Origin of the sequence: Staphylococcus parequorum, assembly GCF_039237145.1 — a bacterium.
GTDB classification, from domain to species: domain Bacteria; phylum Bacillota; class Bacilli; order Staphylococcales; family Staphylococcaceae; genus Staphylococcus; species Staphylococcus equorum_A.
In genome coordinates this window covers 886,559-912,650 of the sequence record NZ_CP150682.1, presented here as the reverse complement: position 1 = coordinate 912,650, position 26,092 = coordinate 886,559, and the positions used below count along the sequence as shown (strand labels likewise).

General features: G+C 33.6%; 25 protein-coding genes. 10 read left to right on the top strand and 15 right to left on the bottom strand.

Going from position 1 to position 26,092, the window contains the following annotated elements; genetic code table 11:
* Positions 1-229: 229 nt before the first annotated feature.
* From AAA453_RS04170 to AAA453_RS04150, 5 genes are all read left to right on the top strand, one after another.
* Positions 230-742: a DUF4242 domain-containing protein gene (locus tag AAA453_RS04170; protein ID WP_057513328.1), complete on the top strand. Its 513-nt coding sequence runs from the start codon at positions 230-232 to the stop codon at positions 740-742.
* 356 nt (positions 743-1,098) lie between these two features.
* The gene (locus tag AAA453_RS04165; protein ID WP_427706484.1) at positions 1,099-1,839 is read left to right on the top strand and encodes an ABC transporter ATP-binding protein; all 741 of its coding nucleotides are present in this window, start codon (positions 1,099-1,101) and stop codon (positions 1,837-1,839) included.
* Positions 1,840-1,852: 13 nt separating this feature from the next.
* Complete coding sequence (locus tag AAA453_RS04160) at positions 1,853-2,812, top strand: ABC transporter substrate-binding protein (protein ID WP_427706482.1); 960 nt, start codon at positions 1,853-1,855, stop codon at positions 2,810-2,812.
* A gap of 5 nt (positions 2,813-2,817) precedes the next feature.
* Positions 2,818-3,579, top strand: a complete 762-nt coding sequence (locus AAA453_RS04155; protein ID WP_427706480.1) for an ABC transporter permease — start codon at positions 2,818-2,820, stop codon at positions 3,577-3,579.
* A 14-nt stretch (positions 3,580-3,593) separates the two neighbouring features.
* The gene (locus AAA453_RS04150) at positions 3,594-4,643 is read left to right on the top strand and encodes an acyl-CoA dehydrogenase (RefSeq protein ID WP_427706478.1); all 1,050 of its coding nucleotides are present in this window, start codon (positions 3,594-3,596) and stop codon (positions 4,641-4,643) included.
* 151 nt (positions 4,644-4,794) lie between these two features.
* Here the strand turns inward: AAA453_RS04150 and AAA453_RS04145 are convergent, their stop codons facing one another.
* From AAA453_RS04145 to AAA453_RS04100, 10 genes are all read right to left on the bottom strand, one after another.
* Complete coding sequence (locus tag AAA453_RS04145) at positions 4,795-5,556, bottom strand: alpha/beta hydrolase (RefSeq protein ID WP_427706476.1); 762 nt, start codon at positions 5,554-5,556, stop codon at positions 4,795-4,797.
* 19 nt (positions 5,557-5,575) lie between these two features.
* Entirely contained in the window at positions 5,576-6,265 is a 690-nt protein-coding gene (locus tag AAA453_RS04140) for an ABC transporter permease (RefSeq protein ID WP_069817005.1), read from the bottom strand.
* Positions 6,265-7,209, bottom strand: a complete 945-nt coding sequence (locus AAA453_RS04135; protein ID WP_427706474.1) for an osmoprotectant ABC transporter substrate-binding protein — start codon at positions 7,207-7,209, stop codon at positions 6,265-6,267. Before AAA453_RS04135 ends, AAA453_RS04140 begins: the two co-directional genes overlap by 1 nt.
* A gap of 15 nt (positions 7,210-7,224) precedes the next feature.
* Complete coding sequence (locus tag AAA453_RS04130; RefSeq protein WP_069817009.1) at positions 7,225-7,860, bottom strand: ABC transporter permease; 636 nt, start codon at positions 7,858-7,860, stop codon at positions 7,225-7,227.
* Positions 7,860-9,044, bottom strand: a complete 1,185-nt coding sequence (locus AAA453_RS04125; RefSeq protein WP_427706472.1) for a betaine/proline/choline family ABC transporter ATP-binding protein — start codon at positions 9,042-9,044, stop codon at positions 7,860-7,862. The genes AAA453_RS04130 and AAA453_RS04125 overlap by 1 nt, the downstream gene beginning before the upstream one ends.
* Positions 9,045-9,346: 302 nt before the next feature.
* The gene (locus tag AAA453_RS04120; RefSeq protein WP_427706470.1) at positions 9,347-9,820 is read right to left on the bottom strand and encodes a thioesterase family protein; all 474 of its coding nucleotides are present in this window, start codon (positions 9,818-9,820) and stop codon (positions 9,347-9,349) included.
* 1 nt (position 9,821) lies between these two features.
* Positions 9,822-10,787, bottom strand: coding sequence for a 3-hydroxyacyl-CoA dehydrogenase NAD-binding domain-containing protein (locus tag AAA453_RS04115; RefSeq protein ID WP_427706468.1), 966 nt, complete (start codon positions 10,785-10,787; stop codon positions 9,822-9,824).
* Positions 10,784-11,674 (bottom strand): 3-keto-5-aminohexanoate cleavage protein, encoded by an 891-nt coding sequence (locus AAA453_RS04110; protein ID WP_427706466.1) that lies wholly within the window; start codon positions 11,672-11,674, stop codon positions 10,784-10,786. Before AAA453_RS04110 ends, AAA453_RS04115 begins: the two co-directional genes overlap by 4 nt.
* A 193-nt stretch (positions 11,675-11,867) precedes the next feature.
* Positions 11,868-12,416 carry a TetR family transcriptional regulator gene (locus AAA453_RS04105; protein WP_427706464.1) on the bottom strand — a complete coding sequence of 183 codons (549 nt, stop codon included), beginning with the start codon at positions 12,414-12,416 and terminating at the stop codon, positions 11,868-11,870.
* A 287-nt stretch (positions 12,417-12,703) separates the two neighbouring features.
* On the bottom strand, positions 12,704-13,300 hold the full coding sequence (locus AAA453_RS04100; protein ID WP_427706462.1) for a YdeI/OmpD-associated family protein: 597 nt from the start codon (positions 13,298-13,300) through the stop codon (positions 12,704-12,706).
* 189 nt (positions 13,301-13,489) lie between these two features.
* Between AAA453_RS04100 and AAA453_RS04095 the strand changes: the two genes are divergently transcribed.
* The gene (locus tag AAA453_RS04095; protein ID WP_427706460.1) at positions 13,490-14,863 is read left to right on the top strand and encodes an APC family permease; all 1,374 of its coding nucleotides are present in this window, start codon (positions 13,490-13,492) and stop codon (positions 14,861-14,863) included.
* 193 nt (positions 14,864-15,056) lie between these two features.
* Here AAA453_RS04095 and AAA453_RS04090 read toward each other — a convergent pair whose 3' ends face one another.
* From AAA453_RS04090 to AAA453_RS04075, 4 genes are all read right to left on the bottom strand, one after another.
* The gene (locus AAA453_RS04090) at positions 15,057-16,229 is read right to left on the bottom strand and encodes an MFS transporter (RefSeq protein WP_069817028.1); all 1,173 of its coding nucleotides are present in this window, start codon (positions 16,227-16,229) and stop codon (positions 15,057-15,059) included.
* Positions 16,230-16,463: 234 nt separating this feature from the next.
* Complete coding sequence (locus AAA453_RS04085; RefSeq protein WP_069817030.1) at positions 16,464-17,237, bottom strand: ABC transporter permease; 774 nt, start codon at positions 17,235-17,237, stop codon at positions 16,464-16,466.
* Positions 17,237-17,887 (bottom strand): ABC transporter ATP-binding protein, encoded by a 651-nt coding sequence (locus tag AAA453_RS04080; RefSeq protein ID WP_427706458.1) that lies wholly within the window; start codon positions 17,885-17,887, stop codon positions 17,237-17,239. Before AAA453_RS04080 ends, AAA453_RS04085 begins: the two co-directional genes overlap by 1 nt.
* 142 nt (positions 17,888-18,029) lie before the next feature.
* Positions 18,030-18,812, bottom strand: coding sequence for a CPBP family intramembrane glutamic endopeptidase (locus AAA453_RS04075; RefSeq protein ID WP_427706456.1), 783 nt, complete (start codon positions 18,810-18,812; stop codon positions 18,030-18,032).
* Positions 18,813-19,010: 198 nt separating this feature from the next.
* Here AAA453_RS04075 and AAA453_RS04070 point away from each other — a divergent pair, with 198 nt between their 5' ends.
* Positions 19,011-20,597, top strand: a complete 1,587-nt coding sequence (locus tag AAA453_RS04070) for an FMN-binding glutamate synthase family protein (RefSeq protein WP_427706454.1) — start codon at positions 19,011-19,013, stop codon at positions 20,595-20,597.
* Between the two features lie 63 nt (positions 20,598-20,660).
* Here AAA453_RS04070 and AAA453_RS04065 read toward each other — a convergent pair whose 3' ends face one another.
* Positions 20,661-21,179 carry a thioredoxin domain-containing protein gene (locus tag AAA453_RS04065; protein WP_427706452.1) on the bottom strand — a complete coding sequence of 173 codons (519 nt, stop codon included), beginning with the start codon at positions 21,177-21,179 and terminating at the stop codon, positions 20,661-20,663.
* A gap of 210 nt (positions 21,180-21,389) precedes the next feature.
* On the opposite strand from AAA453_RS04065, the gene AAA453_RS04060 reads away from it, so the two are divergent.
* The 3 genes from AAA453_RS04060 (at position 21,390) to ppx (ending at position 26,032) form a co-directional block, all read left to right on the top strand.
* A complete protein-coding gene (locus AAA453_RS04060; protein WP_427706450.1) occupies positions 21,390-22,466 on the top strand; it encodes a M42 family metallopeptidase in 1,077 nt (358 codons plus the stop codon).
* A gap of 279 nt (positions 22,467-22,745) precedes the next feature.
* Entirely contained in the window at positions 22,746-24,284 is a 1,539-nt protein-coding gene (locus tag AAA453_RS04055; RefSeq protein WP_427707044.1) for an AbgT family transporter, read from the top strand.
* A gap of 218 nt (positions 24,285-24,502) precedes the next feature.
* Positions 24,503-26,032: an exopolyphosphatase gene (gene ppx, locus AAA453_RS04050; protein WP_427707042.1), complete on the top strand. Its 1,530-nt coding sequence runs from the start codon at positions 24,503-24,505 to the stop codon at positions 26,030-26,032.
* Positions 26,033-26,092: the final 60 nt, after the last annotated feature.

The following is a 26,092-nucleotide window of genomic DNA, read 5'->3' as shown; positions in this document are numbered from 1 at the left end:
TAATATGTATTGAAATTCAATAGCAATAGATTTAATTAAAAAATAAATATTTTAACACTTTAACTCTTTCTCAATCGCTACGCAGTTAGCATTGATACTTCTTAACTCTAATATTCTATAAATTAATTAACAGTTTTCTGAAAATTAAAATTACATTCTATTATATCCTTGTAATCTGATAGGGATTGTTGTATTATTCACTTATTATCAATCTTGGAGGTTAATATTTATGACATTATATTTACTAGAAGCAAATGATTTAGCATTTGCATCAAATAAAAGCGAATTAGAAAAGAAAGCAGCTGATTTAACAACGGGCGAAGTGCCAACACTTATCGAAGTACAGGCGACAGAAGACCTTACACACGGATACTTTATCGTTGAAGCTAATGATGATACTGAAGCGAAACAATTTTTAGAAGATGCTTCAATTAATATCAACCTTGTTAAAGAAGTACGTTTAGTTGGTAAAGAATTAGAAGACGTAAAAAAAGGTGATGCTCATGTAGATTACCTCGTAACTTGGAATATTCCAGAAGGCGTTTCTATGGATCAATATTTAGCACGTAAAAAGAAAAACTCAGTACATTATGAAGAAGTACCTGAAGTACAATTCCAACGTACTTACGTATGTGAAGATATGTCAAAATGTATCTGTTTATACGATGCACCGGATGAAGATGCTGTTCGCCGCGCACGTAAAGCTGTAGATACACCTATCGATGATATCGAGAAAATATAAAGAACTACTTTCTCAATGAAATTGAGATTAGTAGTTCTTATGCAATTGCTTTAGCAATTGTAATCCTTAATTCTAAAAGTGATTTTTAGTCATTAGTTTTTCTTAATGCAATAGCTAAAGCTATTGTAATCCTTAATTTTGCTTCTCAATGAAATTGAGATTAGTAGTTCTTATGCAATAGCTTAGCTATTGTAATCCTTAATTCTGCTTCTCAATGAAATTGAGATGAGTAGTTCTTATGCACTTTTTTCAAAATAAAACATTAAAATCAATCACTTCACGGGCTATGTGTATGCATAGCCCTTTAGTGTCAGAATAAACCATACTAAAACGATAAGATTAATCGAGGTGTTGTAATGATTCACATTGACCATGTTCAACATCAATTTGGCGATAACCAAGTCATTAATGATTTTGAATTAAATATAGAAAAAAGTAACATCGTAACTTTTATAGGTAAAAGTGGTTGTGGTAAATCGACGTTATTAAATATTATTGGTGGATTTTTAACACCAACTTCAGGTGTAGTAAATATTGATGGAAAAATTAAACAAACACCATCACCTGATTGTTTAATGATATTTCAACACCACAACTTACTTCCTTGGAAAAATATTAACGACAACATACGTATTGGTTTGTCTCAATACATAAGCAATGAAGACATCAATGAACAGTTAAAAACCGTAGATTTAAATCATAAAGGGAAATTATTCCCAGAAGAATTATCAGGTGGTATGAAGCAACGTGTTGCGCTTTGTAGAGCACAAGTACATCAACCGAATGTCATACTCATGGATGAACCCTTAGGCGCTTTAGATGCCTTTACACGTTATAAATTACAAGATCAACTTGTCCGTTTAAAAGAGCGCACAAAAGCAACAATCATTTTAGTTACGCATGATATTGATGAAGCAATTTATCTTTCAGATAATATTGTGCTCCTCGGTGATGGTTGTGAGATTATCAGCCAATATAATATCAAACAATCTCATCCTCGTAACCGTAATGATAGTCATTTATTAAAAGTAAGAAATGATATTATGGAAAAATTTGCTTTAAATCACCATATGGCAGAGCCAGAATATCATTTATAAGGAGTGTTAGAAATTGAAAAAATATATTGCTTTTACTTTAATACTCCTTCTTATTCTTTCAGGTTGTAGCACGAATAAAAATCAAGATAGTCAAAATGGCGACAATAAAAAGCAAACTATAAAAATAGGATATCTTCCAATAACACATTCAGCAAATTTGATGATGACAGAAGAAATTCAACAAAAATCTAAAAAATCTGGTTACAAACTTGAACTCATACGTTTTAATAATTGGCCAGACCTTATGGATGCTTTGAACAGCGGTAAAATCGATGGCGCATCTACACTGATTGAACTTGCGATGAAATCAAAGCAAAAAGGTTCAGATATTAAAGCAGTCGCCTTAGGTCATCATGAGGGCAATGTGATTATGGGACAAAAAGGTAAAGAAGCTTCTGATTTTCACAATCACGGAGAATACAGTTTTGCTATCCCACATCGTTATTCAACACATTATTTATTACTAGAAAAAATGCGAAAACAAATGAACTTAAAATCTGATACCTTTAGTTATCATGAAATGGCTCCAGCAGAAATGCCTGCAGCGTTAAGCGAAGATCGAATTTCGGGGTATTCTGTAGCAGAACCATTCGGCGCACTTGGAGAAAAATTAGGCAAAGGCGACACTTTAAAACATGGTAATGATATCGTTCCAGATGCTTATTGTTGCGCACTTGTACTTAGAAGTGATCTTATTGATCAACATCATACAGTTGCCAAAGAGTTTATGTCAGATTATAAACAAGCTGGTTATAAAATGAACAATAAAGATAAAAGTGTCGATGTCATGGCCAAAAACTTCAAACAAGACAGAAAAGTCCTAGAACAATCAGCAGAGTGGACTTCATACGGCGATTTAACGATTAAAAAAGACGGTTACAGTAAAATTACAGATTTAGTAAATGATCATAAACTTTTTAAAGCACCTGCTTATAAAGATTTTGTTGATCCTACGCTATATAAGGAGGGGTAAATGAAATGACAGCTAATATAGCCAAAAAATGGACATTACCAATCATTACTTTTATTATTTTCCTATTTATATGGCAATGCGTAATTTGGATTGGAGATTACCAGCCTATTCTTTTACCGGGACCCTTACTAGTAGCAGAAAGTATATGGCAGTTCATTATTACCGGGGAAATATTTTCACACTTAGGTATTAGTTTATTTCGCTTTATTGTAGGATTTGGATTTGCAGTTATCATAGGGGTTCCTGTTGGTTTTTTATTAGGCCGTAGTAATGCATTCTTTGATGCAATAGAACCTCTATTTCAATTAATTAGACCCGTCTCCCCTATTGCGTGGTCGCCATTCGTCGTTTTATGGTTTGGTATCGGGAGTTTACCTGCAATGGCAATTATCTTTATCGCCGCATTTTTCCCAATTGTTTTTAATACAATCAAAGGGATTAGAAATGTAGAACCACAATATTTGAAGATTGCATCTAATTTAAATTTAAGGGGATGGTCATTATATCGAAATATCCTCTTCCCTGGTGCATTTAAACATATTATGGGCGGTATACATATGGCAGTTGGAACAAGTTGGATATTCTTAGTTTCTGGCGAAATGATTGGCGCACAATCTGGACTCGGATTCTTAATTGTTGATTCACGGAATATGTTGAATTTAGAAGATGTTTTATCTGCCATATTCTTTATTGGGGTATTTGGGTTCTTAATTGATCGCATCATTAGTTATTTAGAGAAAATGATATTAACACGTTTTGGTGAATAAAGGAGAGCATATTTATGAGTTTAAAAACACATATTGAAAACGAATTAGATCCATATTTAGTAGAAATTGATGACGGTTCACACTATCCTAAAACCTTCATTCAAAATTTATTTAAAGAAGGATATTTTAAAGAAAATGATGTCAAAGCAAATTCAGAAGTTATCGAAGAAGTATCAAAGTCTTGTCTGACAACTGGCTTCTGTTTATGGTGCCAACTGGCCTTTTCTACCTATTTACAAAATGCAGAACAGCCTCATTTAAATAAAGATTTACAACAGCAATTACTATCAGGAGAGATTTTAGGTGCTACAGGATTATCAAATCCGATGAAATCATTTAATGATTTAGAATCATTCAACTTGTCACATCATTATAATGATAATCAATTCATTGTGAATGGTAGATTACCTGCGATTAGTAACATTGCTGCAGAGCATTATTTTGGTGCTATTTCTAAATCTGAAACATCAGATGAACTTGTAATGTTTATCGTTCAAGCCAATCAAGAAGGCGTTAATATAAATGAAATGTCTACCTTCTTAGGTGTGAATGGTTCAGCAACATTTTCAATTGAAATGAATGATGTGCACATACCTGAAGCACATATTATTACACACGATGCAAAAACATTCGCGTCTAAGATCCGTCCACAATTTGTAGCGTTACAAATACCGATTGCATTAGGTTCTGTGCGTTCATCACTTGATTTAATTCATAAATTCTCTAATGCACAAAATGGTATTAACAAGTATTTAGAATATGATGTTCAAGACTTTGAAACACGTTACGACAATATAAAAAAACAATTTTACAATTTATTAGATACTAATGATTTACAGGATCAATTTGGTGACTTAATTAATTTGAAAAAAGAAGCCGGTTATTTACTACTTGAAGTCAATCAAGCATCCATGGTTAATGGTGGTTCTAGAGCATATTCACCTCGTGCACCTCAAGCACGTAAATTAAAAGAAGGCTTTTTCTTTGCAGCGTTAACGCCAACATTAAGACATTTAGGTAAACTACAAGAAGAATTCAAAAGTACTAATGCTTCAATTAAATAGATTAATTTAGAAAAGTGATCACTACCATAAAACAGAAAATTACATTTTATATATTTACTTTATGTGCATATAACTTTATATAATTTCAATCCCGGAAATTGCGCACAAAAAATGTCGATAAAGTCTGAGACTTTATCGACATTTTTTTATGCTATACCTTTACAAACCATTCAATCGCACGTTTAATACTTTGATCCCAATAAGCATAATCATGTTCACCAGGTCCATCTTCAAATTGATATGGAACTGCTTTTTCATCTAAATACTTGATAAATTGTTGATTATCTTCATGTAAATCATCTTCCGTGCCACACATAATGAGTAACTCCGGAATAACTTTATTTAGGTCTATTGCTTGATCGACTAAATGATATGGATCTAAATCAGTACCTTTAACCCTTTTACTTATTCCTGCTATAGCTTCACCTGAGAAATCATACCAATCAAAATCCATAAGATGTTGACCATTAAACACTGCTGATAACGGACAAGCTTTAGCAAAACGATGCCCTTGTGATAAAGCATATTTAATGGTGCCATAGCCACCCATAGAGTGCCCAGCAATAAAATTATCTTCTCTTTTATCAGATAATGGTAAAATTTGATGCGCATAATCTAACACTTCTAATACATAATCAAAATAGTTATGGCCATAAACCATGTTACTGTATCCACTATGGTCCGCGTTTGGCATAATGACAGCTAATTGATGCGTATTAGCATAACGTTCGATACTTGTGTAACGCATATAAGAAGTTTCATCACTTGAAAGACCATGTAGTAATAATAAAGTTTTCAGTGGTTTCGGTTGTGCTGCTTTATTAAAATAACTTTCATCTTCCGGTAAAATCACCATAAAATGATGATGCATACCTATTGTTTTAGAATTATAATTAATTGATAAAATTGCCAACTTTAATCACTACCCTTTATTAATTAATACTTTGAGGCTTATGCTTTTCTTTTTTCTGTGTTTTATTAGAAGGGTCTAAACGTTTTTCTAAAAATCTCAATCCAACGTCAATTAGAATTGCGATTAATGCAATTGGAATTGCACCTGCAAGAATAAACGTCGTGCCATCTGTTGCGTTTGTACCACGAATAATAATGTCACCTAAAGTTGGTGCTCCAATAAATGAGCCAACTGCTACAACACCAATTGCTACAACAAGTGCGATTCTTAAACCACCTAAAATTACAGATAAAGACAACGGCAACTCAATCAAACGTAACACTTGGTTTCGTGTCATACCCATACCTTTACCAGCATCTTTAATGTTTTCATCAACACCAATAATACCTGTAAAAGTATTTTTAATTATAGGTAACAATGCATATAAGAACACTGTTAAAACAACTGTGTTTGGACCTAAGCCCATCACTAACATTAAAATTGCTAACATCGCAATAACTGGTACAGTTTGTATAATATTGGCAATTGTAATAATCGTCCATGATAATTTTTTATATCTAGCGATGATAATGCCCAATGGTATACCTACAATTGCTGCAAATAAAACGCCATATACTGACATTAATAAATGCTTAATAAATAAATCCCATAGGTAGCCAAAGTTGACTGAATAATATTCGACTAATTGCTGTAATAAATTACCTTCCATTAGTTTTGACCACCTTTCTTATCGTCTTCAAAATAGTTGTGTTCTTTCAAGAAATTTTCAGCTACAACAGCTGGTTCTTGACCTTCACCATCTGCTTGATAATTAAGCTTTTGCATTTCTTCTGTTGATATTTTGTCATTCAACTTATTAATAATTGGTTTTAATTTTGGATGTTTTTCTAATAAACTATTCGTTGCTACTGCACTCGTATCGTATGGTGGGAAAAATTGTCTATCGTCTTCAAGTACTTTTAAATCGTACCCCTCAATACGTCCATCCGTTGAATAACCAACTGCTACTTCTAAGTTTTTTGAATTTAATGCATCATATACAAGTCCGATTTGCATTGGACGCACTGTATCAAAGTCAAATCCATATTCTTTCGTAAATCCTGGATAACCATCACCTTCACGATGTAACCATGAACTGTCTACGCCAAGTCTTAACTCATCACTATATTTTTCTAAATCTGAAACAGTTTCTAAATTATATTTCTCAGCTGTTTCTTTAGTAACCATAAATGCGTATGTGTTCTCAAAACCATATGAATCAAAGAATGTTTGATCAAATTTCTTTTGGAACCCATCTTGAGTCGCTGTCATCGCTTTTTCAGGATCTTTTATTGGGTCTTCTTTTAAAGCACCTGTTAAATCTGTGCCATTGTATCTTGCCCCTGACATATTCGCGTCTCCATTCACTAAAGCATTGTGTTGAATGGTACTTGAACCTAAATTGTTAATTAATGATGGTTTAATCTTACCATCTGTGTCATGTTGTATAATGAGTCTCAACATATGAGACATAATTTGTGATTCACTCGTTGCAAGTGCTGTAATTTTAACTTCATTATCTGAGCTGCTACCACTTAAACCAGGTAAACTACATCCAGACAACACCGTCAGACACAGTACAAGCACGATACTATACTGTTTAAACTTCTTCATAATGTCCTCCTTATATTATCTGGATACTTTTAATCCTTTTGGAACAGCCCATTTTTCGACTATTGAAAGTAATACGTCTACAACTAAAGCTAAAATTGTTACAAGCACTGCTGCACTTACAATCATCAATGGATCATATAAATTTAACCCGTTAAATACAAAGTCACCTAATCCGCCTGCACCAACATAACTTGCTAGCGTCGCCCAACTGATTACATATACAGATGATAATCGAATGCCACCTAGTATAAGTGGTAAAGCTAACGGTAACTCAATATCTTTCATAAGTTGTAACTTCGTCATTCCCATACTTGTACCAGCTTCTTTAATATTATTGTCTATATTTTTGACGCCTAATACAGTATTATTCAATATTGGTAAAAGTACATAGATAAATAATGCTACAATTGCAGGTAATTTCCCCACACCAAATATCGGTATCATGATAGCTAATACCGCAAGCGTTGGTATTGTTTGAAGCACACCAGCAATTGTGAGTACGATATTTGAAGTTCTTTTCATTTTGGATAAGATAATGCCTAATGGAACAGCAACTACGATTGCGATTAACAATGCGATCATTGAGATATAAAAGTGTTCAGCTGTTTTTGATATCAGTTGCCCACCATATTGCTCTATGAAATCTTTCATTATTTATCAGCTCCTACATTTTCGGGCTCGACAATTGCATGTTGATTCGCATTGTCATCTTCATCTATTTCGCCCCAGATACTGTCATATACAATATCCACTAGGTTTGCTCTCGTAACTAATCCAATTAATGTTTCACCATCTTTATCCACTACCGGAACGTTTCTTACATTTCGTTTTAAAATTGTACGTACTGAATCTTGTAATTTACTGTCTATTCTTACTCTATAAATATCACGTTGCATTGTATCGATAAGCTCTTTGTTTGAACGTAATACTTGGTTAATATCTTCAATATCTAAATAGCCCAGTAATCTATTGTTATTACCTACTACAAAAATAGTGTCTACACGACGTTCTCTCATGACTTTAACTACTTCGTTCAGTGAACGATCTGCGTGTACAGTTACAGGTTTAATCATTGCATCTTTAACTGTACGCATGTTTGGACGATCTTGAATTAATCTATTTTGACCTATAAAATCACGAACGAAATCGTTTGCAGGATGACGTAAGATATTGTCTGGCGTATCAAATTGTATAACTTGTCCTTCAGACATAATACAAATCTTATCTGCTAGCTTAATCGCTTCGTCCATATCATGTGTAACAAAAACAAATGTTTTACCTAATTTTCGTTGTAATTCTTTCACTAAATCTTGTAATGTATCTCTCGTAATCGGGTCTAATGCACCAAATGGTTCATCCATTAATATGACATCTTGTTCAGCTGCTAACGCACGCACTACCCCAATACGTTGTTGCTGTCCCCCAGATAATTGGGAAGGATATCTATCTAAAAACTCTTCTGGTAAATCTACGAGTTTAATTAATTCTTTCGCTTTACGCTCTTTCTTTTCTTGTGACCATTTTAATAATTTTGGCACTAAAACGATATTTTCTCTGATCGTCATATGAGGCATAAGTCCTATTTGTTGAATTACATAACCAATTTTTCTACGTAATTCGACTGGATTCATTTTACTGACATCTTTGCCATTGATTGTGATTTGTCCCTCAGTAGCTTCTATCATTCTGTTAATCATTCGTAAAGCAGTTGTTTTACCACTACCACTTGTTCCTATAAACGCAATAAATTCACCAGATTCAACATCTAATGTTATGTTATCTACAGCTTTCTTCCCACCACCGTAGACTTTTGATAAGTTTTTAATACTTAACATGGTTCAATCCCTTTCTATGTACATATTTAATTTAAAAATATTTCATAATAAATTTAGGACTACTTGTGGATGTTATACAAATCCTAAAATAAGTAACAACATAGCTACAAATAGCCCTAATTTATTCGTTTTGGTTGTTAAAAAACAAATCAATTATACAATAAATTAAAATTTGATTTTGTTACCCTATACAATAAGATACCTTAATTAATAAAAATAAACAATTTATACTCATGAATTTTGTTTCTTAAAACATTCAATAAACGTAGTTAATCAATCGTTTCAAATTGATTTCAATTATACTATTTATGCTTAATACCAATCAGATGACCAAGCTCTTTGGGCTGATTTTCAATCATATTGGTAGCAGCATAATCTTCAATCGCTTTTTTTATCATTTCTGGAAATGCTTCGGGCTTATCTACAGCTGTATTCATCCCCATGAGCATCACTTCATAAGTTGCACAACGAGATTGATTTGCATCTGTTAACGTCATAAATACATGTAAACGTTTCGCATCATAATCATATAACTCAACATTAACCGAGATGTATTCATCGACTTTAATTTCTTTTAAATACATCACATGGTTTTCTAAAGTAAATACTGTGTATTGCTTTTGTGCTATCGTCTCTTTATCTAATCCTAGATAAGCAAGCCAAGCATCTGTCGCATCACTAAACACACGATTATATTCAGCGTCATTCATATGACCATTGTGATCCACCCAAATATCTTTCACTTTAGTCGTATATTCAAACTGTGAATGTATCATATTAATACACCGATGGGCTTGTAGCTTTTTTCATTGATGGTGTATCTTCTGGCCAATATGCTTCTGCTAATTTTTTAACTTTGATTAAGAATTCGTTGCGCTTTTGATCAAGCTCTGACATTGTTTGGCCCTGTGATGAAGCTTCACAACCATTAACAACTTCATCATATAAATCTTTCGTTAATTCTGGTGCTACTAATTTAGTCCATGGTTTTTTCAAAGCTGGTCCAAATTGTTTTAGCATGTGGCGCATACCGCCTTCTCCACCTGCCAAATGGAAAGTCATGAACGGTCCATATTGTGCGTAACGTAAGCCTGCTGCATGTGTGAATGCTTTATCTACTTCCTCTGTAGTAGCTATGCCATCATTTACAATATGCAATGCTTCTCTCCAAAGTGCTTCCATTAATCTATCAGCAATATGACCTTCTATTTCATGTCTTACATGCAATACGTCCATGCCGATACTTTCATAAGCTTGTTCAGCTTTTACTGTCGTTGCTTCCGCAGTTAATTGTCCTGGAACAATTTCTACAAGCGGTAAAATATATACCGGATGGAAAGGATGAGCGACAACTAAACGTTCTGGATGTTGCAAGTTTCGCTGTAATTCTGAAGGTTTAATACCTGAAGTACTTGAGCCTATTGTTGCATCAGGTCGTGCATAAAAGTCTATTTCTGTAAGCACTTGCTCTTTTATTGATCCAACTTCAGGCACATTTTCTTGTATATGATCTGCTTCTTTAACTGCTTCTTCTAAATAAGGTGTAAATGTAAGGTTTTCTAATGAAGCACCTTCTGCTAAGCCAAGTTCTTCAGCATATGGCCAATTTTGTTTTACTTGTTTCAACATGCTTTCATATGCACCTTCACTTGGATCAGTAGCAATTACTTCATGTCCATGTGCTAACATTCTTGTAATCCATCCACTACCAATAACGCCTGTACCTACGACTGCGAATTTCATTTTGTGCCTCCTTTTGGATCTCTAAGTTGATATTTTTTACGCGCTTCAGCGGGCGTCATTGGTGCTATATCTAAACCTTTTAATATTTCTACAGCCTTTTCAACGAGTTGTTCATTTGTTGCTTTGACACCTTTTGCCAAATATAAATTATCTTCTAGGCCCACACGTACATTGCCTCCACGTTTAGCCGCTTCTTCTACTGTTGGAAATTGCATTCTGCCAATACCAAATGCTGACCAATGTGCATTTTCAGGTATACGCGTCTTAAAGTATTCTATCGTTTCCGCGTCATTTTCTGCGCCCCATGGAATGCCAAGACAGAATTGGAACATCGGCTCTCCTTCAATTAAACCTTCATTTATAAGTTGCTTAGCAAACGAAATATGCCCACTATCAAAACACTCTAACTCAGGTTTAACCCCAGCATCTTTAACAAGTTGTGCTTGTTCTCTTAACCAACCTGCTGGACTTAAATAAAGCGTATCACCCATATTGACACTACCACAGTCCAAGGTACACATTTCTGGCAATAATGCGCCTACAGGTTCATGTCTTTCTTCTGGTGTTTGCATGTCTGTTCCTTTTGCACCAGTATATGGATCTTCTAGGTTCGGAATGAAGTCTCCGCCCCCACCAGAAGTAATATTTATAACAATATCTTCGTCTGCTTCTCTAATTAATTTCACTGCTTCTTTAAAAAATTCAACGTTATGACTAATGCCACCTGTTTCTGGGTCTCTAGCATGTATATGTGCCACAGTCGCTCCTGCTCTTGCACATTTTATCGCTGAATCAGCAATCTCTTGAGGTGTTACAGGAACACTTTTATTTTTTTCTGTAGTATCTCCAGCACCTGTTATAGCTGCTGTTAGCATAACTTTCTTCATTAATATAAACCTCCAACAAAGTTTTTTAATACATCGATTAGTGTACCAACCAGACGGTTTAGTTTCAACCTTATAACATATAAAAAAAGGGATTAATCAATTTTGAATCATTGACTATCCCTATATTATCAGTGCTTTACATGAATTTTTCATTTAATTATTTTTTTATAATTTCTAATTTTATCGACCCTTTTCAATCGATTTTTTCATTTTTAGTATAAGCTGTTAATCTTTCTAAAACTTCAGCTCGCATCGAATCATCAATGGCAGCTAAACCAAATATTTCAGACAACCATAGTCCATCGACTGCCATTCGAATAATTGTCGCATCAACTTTGTCTAAGCCATCATTTTCAATATTGAATTGCCATTCTTTATATGTGTCTTGCAAAGGTAATAATAAATTACTATTTATACCTTGTGCAGCTAACATTCCTGAAGTGATAGATGCATTTTCAGAACTATATTCGCGCGTGGCCTCTATAAATGCGCGTATCCACTTGCCTTGTTGTTGGTCATTACCTTGCACATGTTTATCAACGTTAATTCGATATATTTCGTCTGCATGGTCGACAAGTCCTTGAATTAATGCAAATTTGTTTTTGAAATGATACAACAAGCCACCTTTACTTACGCCTGCTTTCTTAGCAACAGCATCTAAAGTTAAATATTCACTACCTTGTTCATTAACGATAGAAGCAGCTGCTTCTAGTAATTGTATCCGTTTAGAAACTCTTGGCATTAATACACCCTCTCTCTAAAAGTACTTTACGAGTTGATTTCTCATAACACTTTTTATATTCGAGCAAACTATAAACGATAATTGTTAAAGTTGCAACTGTATCTTTTTATTATTAATTAAAATAATGACCCTTAAACAAGCGATATGAACTAAACACATGTTTTATTTTATTTGAAATAAATATGAATACCTCTTAAAAATCATTCTACACTTTTTTCAGTTTACTTAAATTAAGTTGCTACTTTGTAAACTTACTTCGTTCTTTTAATATCAAGTTCAAGTCTATATTATTTATCATCTATACCCTTACCCTCTAAAATATGATCCACATATTTTTCAACGCGTTTTTCACGTGTTGTCGCTCTTTTAGCTTGTCCTATATGGAACATGTATTGTCTTTGTCTACCAGGTGTTAAATTATAAAATGCTTCTTCAAGTTCAGCGCTGTCATTTAATTTTATTTGTAGTTCTTCCGGCATTTCATAATCTGCTGTTTTTTTCATTGGCACTTGCTTATCTGATTTTTCAATTCTTATTGCTTCTTCAACATACCATTTAATTTCATCTCTTCGTTTTTCAATTTCGTCTAGACTTTCAAAGCGCAACTGTCTTGCAGCTTGGACATTTTTCGTTTGTTGGATAAGTGATTGGTATGGGTCTTCCATGATAGATCCTTTTTCAAAAAGTAACGCGCAATAATGTTTAAAATCTTGAATAATCACAACATTTTTATTGTCTAACGTGTAACAAGGATGCATCCATTTGTAATCTTCTACTAATTCAGTTTCTCTAATAATTTCACGCATTATTTTAAATTCATCTTGCCATTGTTTTAATCTATCAATAAATGCATTTACTTTAATATGATCGTGTTCATTAGTCATAAAAATTGCACCTCTTTTTTAATTAATTTATTTATCTTTATTCTACTATGAAATGATTAATTTTATCTATATTTAATCTTTTTAACATTTATACCAAGTTTTCCGATTGATGTACTATGAATTAAATGTTTGTTATGTTATGATTTTTTTATTATTTAGACTATTACATAGAATTTAGAGGTGATTTTAATGCAACAAGCAACAAATTTAAAAAAAGTACTAGGCTTAACTGACGTCCTGGGTATAGCTATCGGGCAAATCATAGGTGCTGGTGTCATGTCACTGACTGGAATTGGTATACAGATGACTGGTAGCGGCATAACACCTGCATTTATTTTATCTGCCCTCATCACCTTACTTACGATGCTCCCAATCGCAATATTAGGTTCGACATTACCTACTACTGGCGGAATGTATCAATACACTAGTCGTTTATTGTCTCCAAAGACAGGCATTTTTTGGTTACTATTATTTATCTTTTTGCAGATTACGTTGTCATTATATGCATTGTCATTCGCACAATATTTAGAAGGTCTTTTCCCTGGAGTACCGGTTAGGGCTGTCGCCTTCTCATTATTAACTATTTTATTTATCGTAAATATCGTTGGTATTAAATCTGCCTCTATTATTGGAAATATCATGGTAGTCACTTTAATAGTGGCTTTGTCTTGCTTTATCATATTTGGTGTTCCACATGTTAACTTTGGTGTATTTAATACGAAATCTATGCTCCCAGATGGTTTCACCGGCTTCTTTACTGCTGTAGGCCTTGTTTCTTTTGCGACAGGAGGTGCTCAAGTGGTTGCTGAACTTGGTGGAGAAATGAAAAACCCTAAAAGGGACATTCCAATTGTTATTATTGTTGCTACTATATTTGTCGGATTATTATACGCATTTATTGCCTCAATTGCAGTAGGTGTATTACCTATTCCAGAAGTAGCAGGTAGACCTTTAACGAGTGTCGCAAAAGAAGTATTACCAACCCCGGCATTTATCTTCTTCATGGTGGGTGGCGCAATGTTTGCTTTAGCAACAACACTTAATTCGACTTTTACTTGGGTAACAAAAAGTTTATTAGTGGCAATTCATGATGGTTATTTACCTAAATATTTAGGTAAAGTAAACAAACGTTTTGGTACACCTCATTGGCTATTACTTATCTTTTACATTATTGGTGCATTGCCTATTATTACAGGTATGTCTTTAGATGTTGTTGCACAACTTGGTACAGGCATCTCTCTCATCGTATTTGCATTTCCAGCCTTAGCTGTGACACAATTACCCAAAAAATATCCCGAAGCATATAAACAGTCCCCATTTAAAGTCCCTTATCCTATTCTGGTGACAATAGCTATATGTGCAATTATAGTCTTGCTATGCCAATCTTATTTGCTCATTTCAGATTTAAAATTAGGTTATATCATAGGTACCTTTATATATATTATTATCTCAGCTTTTATTGCTCATTTCTCAAATAAAAAAGCGCATTTAAACATTAGTGAAATACAACTAAATTCTAAGCATTCCCCCGAAAAACAAATCAACGTTTCTAATAATCTATAACTTAATAAAAATGAGGACGGACACATGACATCAATTTTTTCAATCAACATGTGTCCGTCCTCATTAATATTTGACTTCCCAAAATTCTGTTTTCTACTTAAAATTAAATCTTAATTTACTTATAACTAAAGCTTCTTTATCACTAATTTTTGTGAGCTAATCAACAATTTTTGATGCTCTGAATTAATGTTACCTATGCTTTATTATATTTTGCTACGTTTTTTAAACTTATAACCAATATGAGTGCTACTAAAGCAATGGCACCACTAAAGTAAGTTACAGCTAAAACATCTATTTTCGAAACAACCAAGCCACCGATGATACCACCGATACCAATACCAGCATTTAAGCTCGACATATTCCAACTCATAACTTGACTCGTATCACCGTCAACGTGTTCGATGATACCGCTTTGAACTGCCGGATTTGTACTCCATTGCATGATGTTCCAAATGAAGATGACCATTAATAGCAAGCCAGTACCTGGTAAGAAAACATTCAAGATTAACATCATAAGAATAAATATTGAAGTTGCAATCGTTAACCAGCGCTTACTTGTTAATTTATCTGATAGTACTCCGCCCATCGAAGTTCCTATCACACCTGCTATACCATTGATTAATAATGCTATAGAGACAAATGATAAATCATGACCACTAGACAACATTAACGGATTAATGTAGATAAATGTAACGGAATTCGCTACTAATAATAGGAATGTAATCCCTAAATATTTTGTAATTTCTGCAGGTCTTAAGATTTTAGAATAACTGCTGCCACGTTTTTGACTACTTGTACTTGTTGTAGAAGCTTTAAACTCTGGATCAGGTACATAAAAGTACATAAGAATACCAACAAGTATACTTACAGCCACTATAAATAGAAATGTAAATCTCCAACCAACTAAGTCACCAATAATTGTTCCAATCGGCACACCGAATACGTTAGCACCACTAAAACCCGAATAAACGATACCTATCATTTTCCCACGATGTTGAGGTGCCGTTAATAAAGCAGTTAATGCTAGTATCTTCACTACAATTAAAGCTGCAGCTGCTGAAGATAAAATACGTCCAAATACTAAAATAGTAAAATCAGGTGCAACTGCAATAATTACGTTTCCTAACATAAACATTACTAATGCCCATAATAAAACTGGTCTTGGTGAAAAACGATTTGTGACTTTAACCAAGATTGGTCCTGCAATAGCAAAGGTAATTGCATATAAAGTTACTAACTGACCAATAATTGCTTCAGAAACACCTAAATCATTACTCATTAAATTCATAATCCCAGCAACCATCATTTCAACCATACCTACGATAAATATACTTAAAATAAAGGTTGTAATTCGCATAGCTGACATACGTTTCACTCCTTTCTTTCATTTCGTTGCAATTTTTACATAACCACTATATTATAAACCATTCGTCAACAGGTTTGAATACATTTACTTAGTTCAATCTCTGACTTATAAATATCATTTAACAATTCACAAATTACTGCAATATTCATTAATTAGCTCATAAAGTTAAAAGCAACAATGAATAAAGGGAGCATCCTATTTTAGATGCTCCCTGACTGAATTTCTTCTATAAAATTAGCGTTGTTTCGCGTGTAAGTGACGTCCTATCAGTTGATTGCGATGGTTAAAGAATTGTTTGTAACTTAAGTATGTAGCAATTAGTGCTGACATGATTGTTGCTGTTGTATGAATAAACACGACCATCAATTGAAATTTCACAGCTTCTAATGGATCAACACCACCAATAATTAACCCTGTCATCATACCAGGTATAGATACAATCCCATATGTTTTAACTGAATCTATTGTTGGTACAATTGCTGTCTTTACACTTTCTCGTATTGTCGTTTTAGAAGAGAGTTTCGGTGTAGCACCTAACGCTAATTTAGCTTCAATCCTACTCATCTCTTTAACAAATTCTCTATCTAAATTCTGATAGGCTAAATTAATAGCAATCAGACCATTACTCCCAAGCATACCTGCAATCGGAATGACTTCATTAGGCTTGAACTGAATAGCACCTGTGATAATGACGCCTGCTAATGGTAATGCAACACCAATAAATATTGCTGCAAAAGATATCCAAAACACATGATGCATCACTGGCGATGCTCTACTGATTGTATTCCAAGAAGCATTAATAATAATAATTAGTACAAATAATAGGAGCAACCATTTTTGGTTTACATCAAAGATAAAATGCAAAAGATATCCTAAAATAACAAGTTGAACGACAGCCCGTGTTGTTGCTACGAGTAAATCTTTAATAATATGTAATTTTTCTTTATAAGATACAATCATAGGAAAGATTAGGAGTAACCCTGTTAACACTAAAGCTGTTGTGCTCATTATAAATCCTCCTGTTTGTCTATTTTGCCATCAACAATTCGGATTCTTTTTTGAAAATGTTTAATACTCTGATTCGTACTATGAGTAATCCATAAAATCGCAACACCTTCAGCGGCAAACTTGAAAATGAGGTCTTCTACTTTCTCACTATTTTGCGTATCCAATGCACTTGTAGCTTCATCTAACAATAGTATTTGAGGTTTATACATTAATTGTCTAGCAATTGTAATACGCTGTCTTTCTCCACCTGATAGATGCTCTACACTTGTATTAAAATTATAGTGACCTAAGCCAACAGCTTTTAATAACTTCTTAGCTCTTTTACGGTCAAATTTGTCCTCTCGAACTACAGCAGGAAACGCCATGTTATCACCAATTGTAAGATCAAATAAATCACTTTCTTGTAATAAATAACTAATGTCCATACGTAATGACTCAGGTTTAATTTGTTCATAAGCTTTGCCGTTAAAATATATTTCACCATGCGTTGGGCTAATTAAATTATTAAGCAATCGTAACAATGTACTTTTACCGCTTCCAGAAGGCCCTATAATAGCAATTGTATCTCCCTTTTCTATCTTCAAATTGATATTATCGATGATGTATCTATTGTCTATTTTGTAAGAAACATTTTTAACTTCTAACATCATCTGTCCTCCTTAAAATATGAATCATTTGATATTACTTATTCCCTAAATCTATTATTTTAATAGTCTTTTCTCACAATGAGTTTGGTTAAGGCGTTCACCTAATAATTAATATGTCGCTCATCAAATTTCATTTACTTATTTTTTATTTCATAAAAACAATAGCTATGAATGAAATTAAATTATTTACAGCATGTAACGTTATAGCCAGCGCTAAATTCATACCACTCTTTAAATAAACAAAAGCAATCCCCATCGCGATAATAATATAGGACCCTATCTCAAATGGAGATGTAGCACCAATCACATGAACACCTGCAAAAAGTATAATTGACAGGACTGTGGCAAAACCATATGTAATTTTTTTGCCTAGTTCATGGATGATTAAATGCCTAAATAATAGTTCTTCAATAATAGGCGTTAAAATCACAATATCAATAAACAAAAATGGTAACATCCTGTTATCAGAGAACATTTCTTCTAAGAACATTTGATTTTGTGTTTCATTATATTGTAATGACTTAGGCAAAAATTCCATTAACCAAGCGTATGTTGAATTTAAAATTAAAATTAATAGATATGCACCAATAATCATCAATAGATATCGAGGCACTTTTTTAAATCTATTCATTGCAATTGATATCATTCTATCTTTTCTATGCATTGCATAAAAGCTATATAGAATAATTATTTCTGCAATGACTGCGCCCATGATTAATATATTTTCATCAGTAACAAATGATTCATTTTTTATATCAATAATAGAATATATTCCATATATTAAAACAAAGAAAATAATAGGAACTATATTACTCGCAACAATATATATAGGAAATAGCCAAAAATCTTTTTTTACAATCTTGTCCTTGTTCCATATATTTTTTTCATTGTGTGTTTTTTTGATCTCTTGAGTTGACTGTTGAGCCATATGACACCTTCCTTATCATTGTATACAACGAATATACCATGATTTAAATTACTTATATACATTTTATAATATATTTATTCGGTATCTATCCTCAACACTAGTATATTGGCCAGCCTAACTTTATAGTAGTTATCATATTGTAAAAAGCGCATTTTGTTGTAATATATATATATATATATAAATGGGGAGGGATGTTACATGACGATTTTGACAATATTACAATTCATCGTAAATATCATCTTAGTGCTAATTTTATTAAGTGTACTAATTGTTGGGGGATTTTTACTATTTAAAGATAAGCACCAAAAGCAACATAGTGTATTACGTAATTACCCATTACTTGCACGTGTTCGTTATTTTGGAGAAAAAATTGGTCCTGAACTCCGTCAATATTTATTCTTAGCGGATACGAAAGGTAAACCATTTTCCAGAAATGATTTTACTAACATCGTATTAGCTGGAAAATATAATTCTAGAATGACGAGTTTTGGTACGCAAGAAGATTACGAAGATGGGTTTTATTTACAAAATACAATGTTTCCTTTACAAACATCAGAATTACACATTGATCAGTCACCTATGATTTCTTCTTTTATCTATGAAATCGATAATGAACGTCTGTTCAATCGTGATGAACATAAAATTCAAGCTGAACTTAATCCTTACTATATATCAGAAGAAAACCGCATCACTTTAGGTGCAGAACTTAAGCATCCATTCAAACCTAAGCGCTTAGTTGGCCAATCTGGTATGAGTTATGGTGCATTAGGTAGTAATGCAATCACTGCACTGTCTAAAGGACTTGGTCAAGCAGGTACTTGGATGAATACCGGCGAAGGTGGCTTATCAGAGCACCATCTTTCTGGAGACGTAGATCTCATCTTTCAAATTGGACCAGGATTATTCGGCGTACGTGATAAAACAGGCGTATTTGATATAGATGCTTTTCTTGAGTTAGCACATAGAGATAAGATTAGAGCTTTTGAAATAAAACTCGCTCAAGGTGCCAAAACGCGTGGTGGTCATATGCAAGGTAATAAAGTAACAGAAGAAATTGCAAATATACGTATGGTTGAACCATGGAAAACCATTAATTCACCTAACCGCTTCGATAACATTGATAGTCCAAAAGCTTTACTTAATTGGGTGACTCAGCTCAAGCAACAAGCTCAAAAACCAGTTGGCTTTAAAATTGTTGTAAGCAAAGTTTCAGAAGTAGAAAAACTTGTACAAACTATGGTTGAGACAAATCAATATCCTAGCTTCATAACTGTTGACGGCGGTGAAGGCGGCACTGGTGCAACTTTCCAAGAATTGCAAGATGGTGTTGGTTTACCTTTATTTACGGCTTTGCCTATTGTAACTTCATTGCTTGAAAAGCATGGCATTCGTGATCGTGTTAAAATCTTCGCATCCGGAAAGCTTATCACACCGGATAAAATCGCAATCGCTTTAGGACTTGGCGCAGACTTAGTGAACGTGGCACGTGGCATGATGATTAGTGTCGGCTGTATAATGAGTCAACAATGTCATATGAATACTTGTCCAGTAGGTGTAGCTACTACGGATCCTAAACTTGAAAGAGGACTGATTATCGATGAGAAAAAATATCGTGTCACTAATTTTGTAACAAGCTTACATGAAGGGTTATTTAATATAGCTGCTGCGGTTGGTGTTGAATCACCTACTCAAATATCCAAAGACCATCTTATTATTAAAAATAAAGATGGCGGAATCCAATCTATACGAGACTATAAATTGAAGCTGATTGATCAACATCGATGACATAAAGAGAGCTCTATTCCTTAAAAGCAATTAAACTGCTTTTCAAAGTAATAGAGCTTTTTTCTAATGACTTGCTTCATTTATTTGTTGCGTTAGTTTTGTTTCTATTGTACTTTGCGCATCTTCTAATGGATTGAACTCAAATTTCTTATCATTTATGAATACTGTTGGTATGCCTTTGATTCCACGACTAAATGCTTCTTCAGTAATCGCTAAAGCGCGTTCATCAGCTTCTTTCTGAGGTGATAAGTTAAACTCTTGCTGCATTTTTTCTTCTATAGTAGCAAAATCAACTGACCATTCTTTTTGAGTGTCATACAATTTACGTATAATTTCTAGTGTTTCATCAGTATTTTGATAATCTAAATGAATATTTGCAACCGTACCTTTTAATAATCCTTGCTTCGTTTTATCAAAATGCTTAATTACATGTTGTACTTTCCCCTGCTCTATCAGTGGTTTTAATGATTGATCTGCGGCTTTAAAATAATTTTTACAATATGGGCAAGCCAAATTTATAAATGATTCCACTTTAACAGGTGCATTTGATGAACCTAATGTAAGATGTTGAACTTCTGTCATATAAAATCCCTCCACTTTGTCTATATTTATATTGAAACATGCTTATTCTTTTTATGCACACTTTTAGTCTGAGTGATTTAGTAGGGATTTTTATTTTTCAAATAAACTAACGGCTTTTCTCACTGCTTAATCCCCCCTTACAGTCAAAATGCTATGTAATCGCATACTTCATGTTAAAATAAAGTTATCAATTTTAATGGGAGGCATTATATGAACAATTCAGTGAAGTTATTAAAATCTCTAACAGATGTTGATGGTATTGCAGGCCACGAAATGGCAGTTAAATCTTTAATGCACGAATATTTAACACAAGTAAGCGATGAAATCATAGAAGACAATCTAGGCGGTGTTTTCGGTAAAAAGACTGCCACTACAAGTAATAAAACATTAATGGTTGCTGGTCACTTAGATGAAATCGGCTTTATGGTGACTAAAATAGATAATGACGGTTTCCTAAAATTCACCCCTATTGGTGGCTGGTGGAACCAAGTCATGCTCTCTCAAAAAGTAACGGTAACTACAGATGACGGTAGAAAAATCAGAGGTATTATCGGTTCAAAACCGCCACATGTATTATCACCGGAAGAACGCAAAAAAAACGTTGATATGAAAGAAATGTTTATTGATATTGGAGTTAAAAGTAAAAAAGAAGCACAACAATTCGGTATTGAATTAGGTAATATGGTCACACCCTATAGTGAATTCGAAGCATTAGCGAATAATAAATATTTAACTGCAAAAGCTTTTGATAACCGTTACGGCTGTGCACTTGCAGTAGATGTATTACAAAACCTTAAGAACGAGACGATTGACATCAATCTTGTCTCAGGTGCCAATGTTCAAGAAGAAGTTGGTCTTCGTGGTGCTAAAGTAGCTGCCAACAAGATTAAACCTGACTTAGCTATAGCTGTAGACGTTGCTGTCGCATATGATACACCTGGAATGTCTGGTCAAGTAAGTGATACAGCAATTGGTAATGGTCCTGTTGTTATTTTAATGGATGGATCTAATATTGGTCATGTTGGTTTTATGAAACATATTAAAGCAGTGGCTAAAAAACATAATATTACGATTCAATTAGACACTACTGCTGGCGGCGGCACAGACGCAGGAAGTATTCATGTAGCGAATGAAGGGATACCAACTGTCGCTATTGGCGTCGCATTACGTTACATGCATTCCAATGTTTCTGTGTTACACACGGATGATTACAAAAATTCAGTAGCCTTAGTTACAGAAATTATTAAATCTCTTAATGACGATGTGGTTGATCAAATCATTTGGTAAGCTACGAGTTAACTGAGACACAGTATTCAAATATAACTTTACAACAAACATAGTGTGAATTTATATAAGCTATACGGGAGCGGGACAGAAATCAAAAGTTGATTTTCTATCCCCTCTCTTTTTTTATACTTTTCAAATGAAATTTTTAAATAAATACACGAACGTTCATATATGAAATATATATTTAAAATTTGAAAATTATAAAGTTTTCAGAATATTTATTCTATTTTTATTCTTAATTTGTTATACTACCGATAACTTATTAGGGAGGTCGTTATGATGGTTTCGAATACTAAAGATAAGCCAACGCTAATAAATAGATTTTTGAATATTGTAGAAAAAGTTGGAAACAGATTACCTGACCCTAGCATTTTATTTTTCTTAATGTGTGTAGGACTCGCAATACTTACTTGGGTTGTATCATTGTTTCAGATTTCCGTAAAACATCCGGGCACAGGCGATACCATCGCAATCAAAAGTATTTTAAGTAAAGATGGACTATCGATGATTCTGAATGACGCCATAAAAAACTTTTCAGAATTTCCGGCATTAGGTCTTGTCCTTGCAGTCATGCTTGGTATTGGCGTAGCAGAAAAAACAGGTTACTTCGATAAATTAATGATTCAAGTCGTACATAAGGCACCTAAGCATTTCATTGTGCCGGTCATTATTATTATAGGTATTTTAGGCAATGCTGCTGGTGATGCAGCGCCGATTGTGTTACCCCCATTAGCAGCTATGGTCTTTATTAAATTGGGCTACCACCCTATTGCAGGTTTAGCAATGGCTTACGCATCTGCACTTGGCGGATTCTCTGCAAATGTCATGATTGGTATGTCAGACGCATTGCTTTATGCATTTACAAAACCAGCTACAAGTATTGTTTCTGATAGTGTGCATGTCAACGTAGCAATGAACTGGTACTTTATTGCAGCAAGTGTGCTCGTCTTATTGCCTTCCGTATATTGGGTTACTATGCGTTTTGTCATTCCTAGATTAGGTAAATTTGATGATTCTAATTCAGCTATTCAAGCAGATGATTCTAATTCAAAACTCACACCCCAAGAAAACCGTGCCGTCTTTTGGGCTAATATCAGCTTTTTTGTATTAATTATATTGCTTATCATTTTAGCTATACCGCAACAAAGTTTTCTGAGGAATGCTAACACAGGTAGTTTACTGAATGATGCACCTATCATTAACGGCGTCGGCCTAATTATTTTAGTATTATTTTTAGTTCCTGGTTTAGTTTATGGCATTATGGTAAAAGAATTTAAAAGTTCTAAAGACTTAGGAAAAATGTTAGCTGATTCAATGTCATCTATGGGTTCTTTTATTGTCATTGTGTTTTTTGCAGCTCAGTTACTTGCCTTTTTAGAGTGGAGTAACCTAGGCATTATCGTTGCCGTTAAAGGTGCTTCAATACTTCAAGGTCAGAACGGCGTTGTGCTTATCCTAGGTATTATCTTATTAAGTGCACTGATTAATTTATTGATTGGTAGTGCATCTGCCAAATGGGGTATTTTAGCACCTATTTTCATACCGATGCTTATCATTGTAGGTTTCCATCCAGCATTGACTCAAATGCTGTATAGAATTGGTGATTCCATTAGTAACCCAATTACACCTATGATGCCCTACTTGCCATTGCTATTATCTTATGCACAAAAATATGATAATGATATGAAATTAGGTTCTTTATTATCTAGTCTAATGCCCTATACAATTATATTAAGTATCGTGTGGCCATTATTCATGATTGCTTGGTATTTATTAGGTTGGCCGCTTGGCCCAGGTGGCCCTTTACATGTAAAATAAGTTATTAAAATAGAGACAGACACGTAGGAATCATTTCCGTGTCTGTCTCTTTACTTTCAACCACACTAATCTCTGAAATAACCAAAGTGTAGTTATACTTTTATTAAGTAATATTAAAATTATAGATCACATTTTTTTATAAATGTTGTAATATATAAGTAAGAAAAGGGTAAATACAGTACAAGTAAAGTAAAATAACCTCATTTACTTAGGAGGAAATTATGGAACGTATAGGATTAATAGATATTGGTTCAAATACCATTCGACTCGTTATTTTTGAATTTGATCATAAAACAGGATTAAATGAAATATTAAATATCAAAACACCGGCAAGATTAAGCCAATATTTAACTGAAGATTTGGCCATGAATGATGACGGTATTGAAGTATTAACTAAAGCATTGCGCAGTTTTAAAAAGGTTGCTGACAAGTTTAATATAGATGAATTACATCCGGTAGCAACTGCAGCCATTAGACAATCTATCAACCAAGATCAGATTATAGAACATATCAAGAAAACACTTAACATCAACATTAAAGTTATTTCAGAACAAGAAGAAGCATTTTATGGTTTCTACGCTATTACACATACTACTGACGTTAATGACGGCGTATCTATCGATATCGGTGGTGGCTCTACAGAAGTTACACTTTTTAAAGATAAAAAACTAATAGATTCGCATAGTTTTCCATTTGGTGTCGTTACTTTGTCCCATCGATTCTTTGAGGGTAAAGACCATAATGATAAATCAGCAATCAAAAATATGGAAAAGTTTTTAGTTAAACAATTTGAGCAACTTTCTTGGTTAAAAAATCAAGAAGTTACTTTAGTTGGTATTGGGGGTTCTGCACGTAATGTCGCGCGCATTCATCAATCTGAACACTCATATCCTATCGGCGGGGTTCACAACTATGCAATGACTGAAGCGCATATTGATGAAGTCTACTCAATCATTAAAAAAAGTTCATATGATGATTTAAAAGATATAGATGGTCTAAGTAGAGATCGTGTAGACATTATTCTACCTGCAGTAGCTGTCTTCAAGTCATTATTTAATAGAATTAACGCGAAGCAATTCACTTTTTCTCGAAAAGGACTGCGTGAAGGTTATGCGATGAAATTAATTTCTGAACGTCATCCTGAAGAATTTAGAAAAGAGAATATTCGTAAAGACGCGTTATACCATTTAGCTAATGAATATCGTATTGAGGAAACAAGTGCAAAACAACGTGTGAAGTTAGCACAAACATTATTAGAACAATTAATAGGCTTTAAAAAATTAGAGGTCACTCAAAAAGAAAACGAACTATTTGCCGAGGGTTCTTTTTTGTATTACTTAGGGAGATTTATTGATGCTGATTCAAGCTCACCGCACACTTATTATATTATCGCGAATTCAATGATTGATGGTTTTCCACACGAAGATCGAGTGAAACTCGCTTTACTTGCTAGTTTTAAAAATAAGTCGTTATTAAAATTCTTTAGTCATGAAACAAAGTGGTTGCGCGGTAAAGAACTAGATAACATCCAATGCTTAGGCGGTATTATCAAGTTTGTTAATGCGCTTAATGTGTCTCATACGAGTTCTGTAGAGCAAGTAGAATTACAACAAAATGATGATGGTTACACCTTATATGTATACTACAACGGTGAGCCTATCGCTGAAGAATATCAATCCTTGAGGCAGAAAAAACATATTGAAAAAATCTTAAAAGATGACCTATCTATCATCTTTACAAAATCTTAAAATTTATATGATAAGTTATACGTAGCAAAATCCAATATTCAGACTACAACGAGGTGTAAT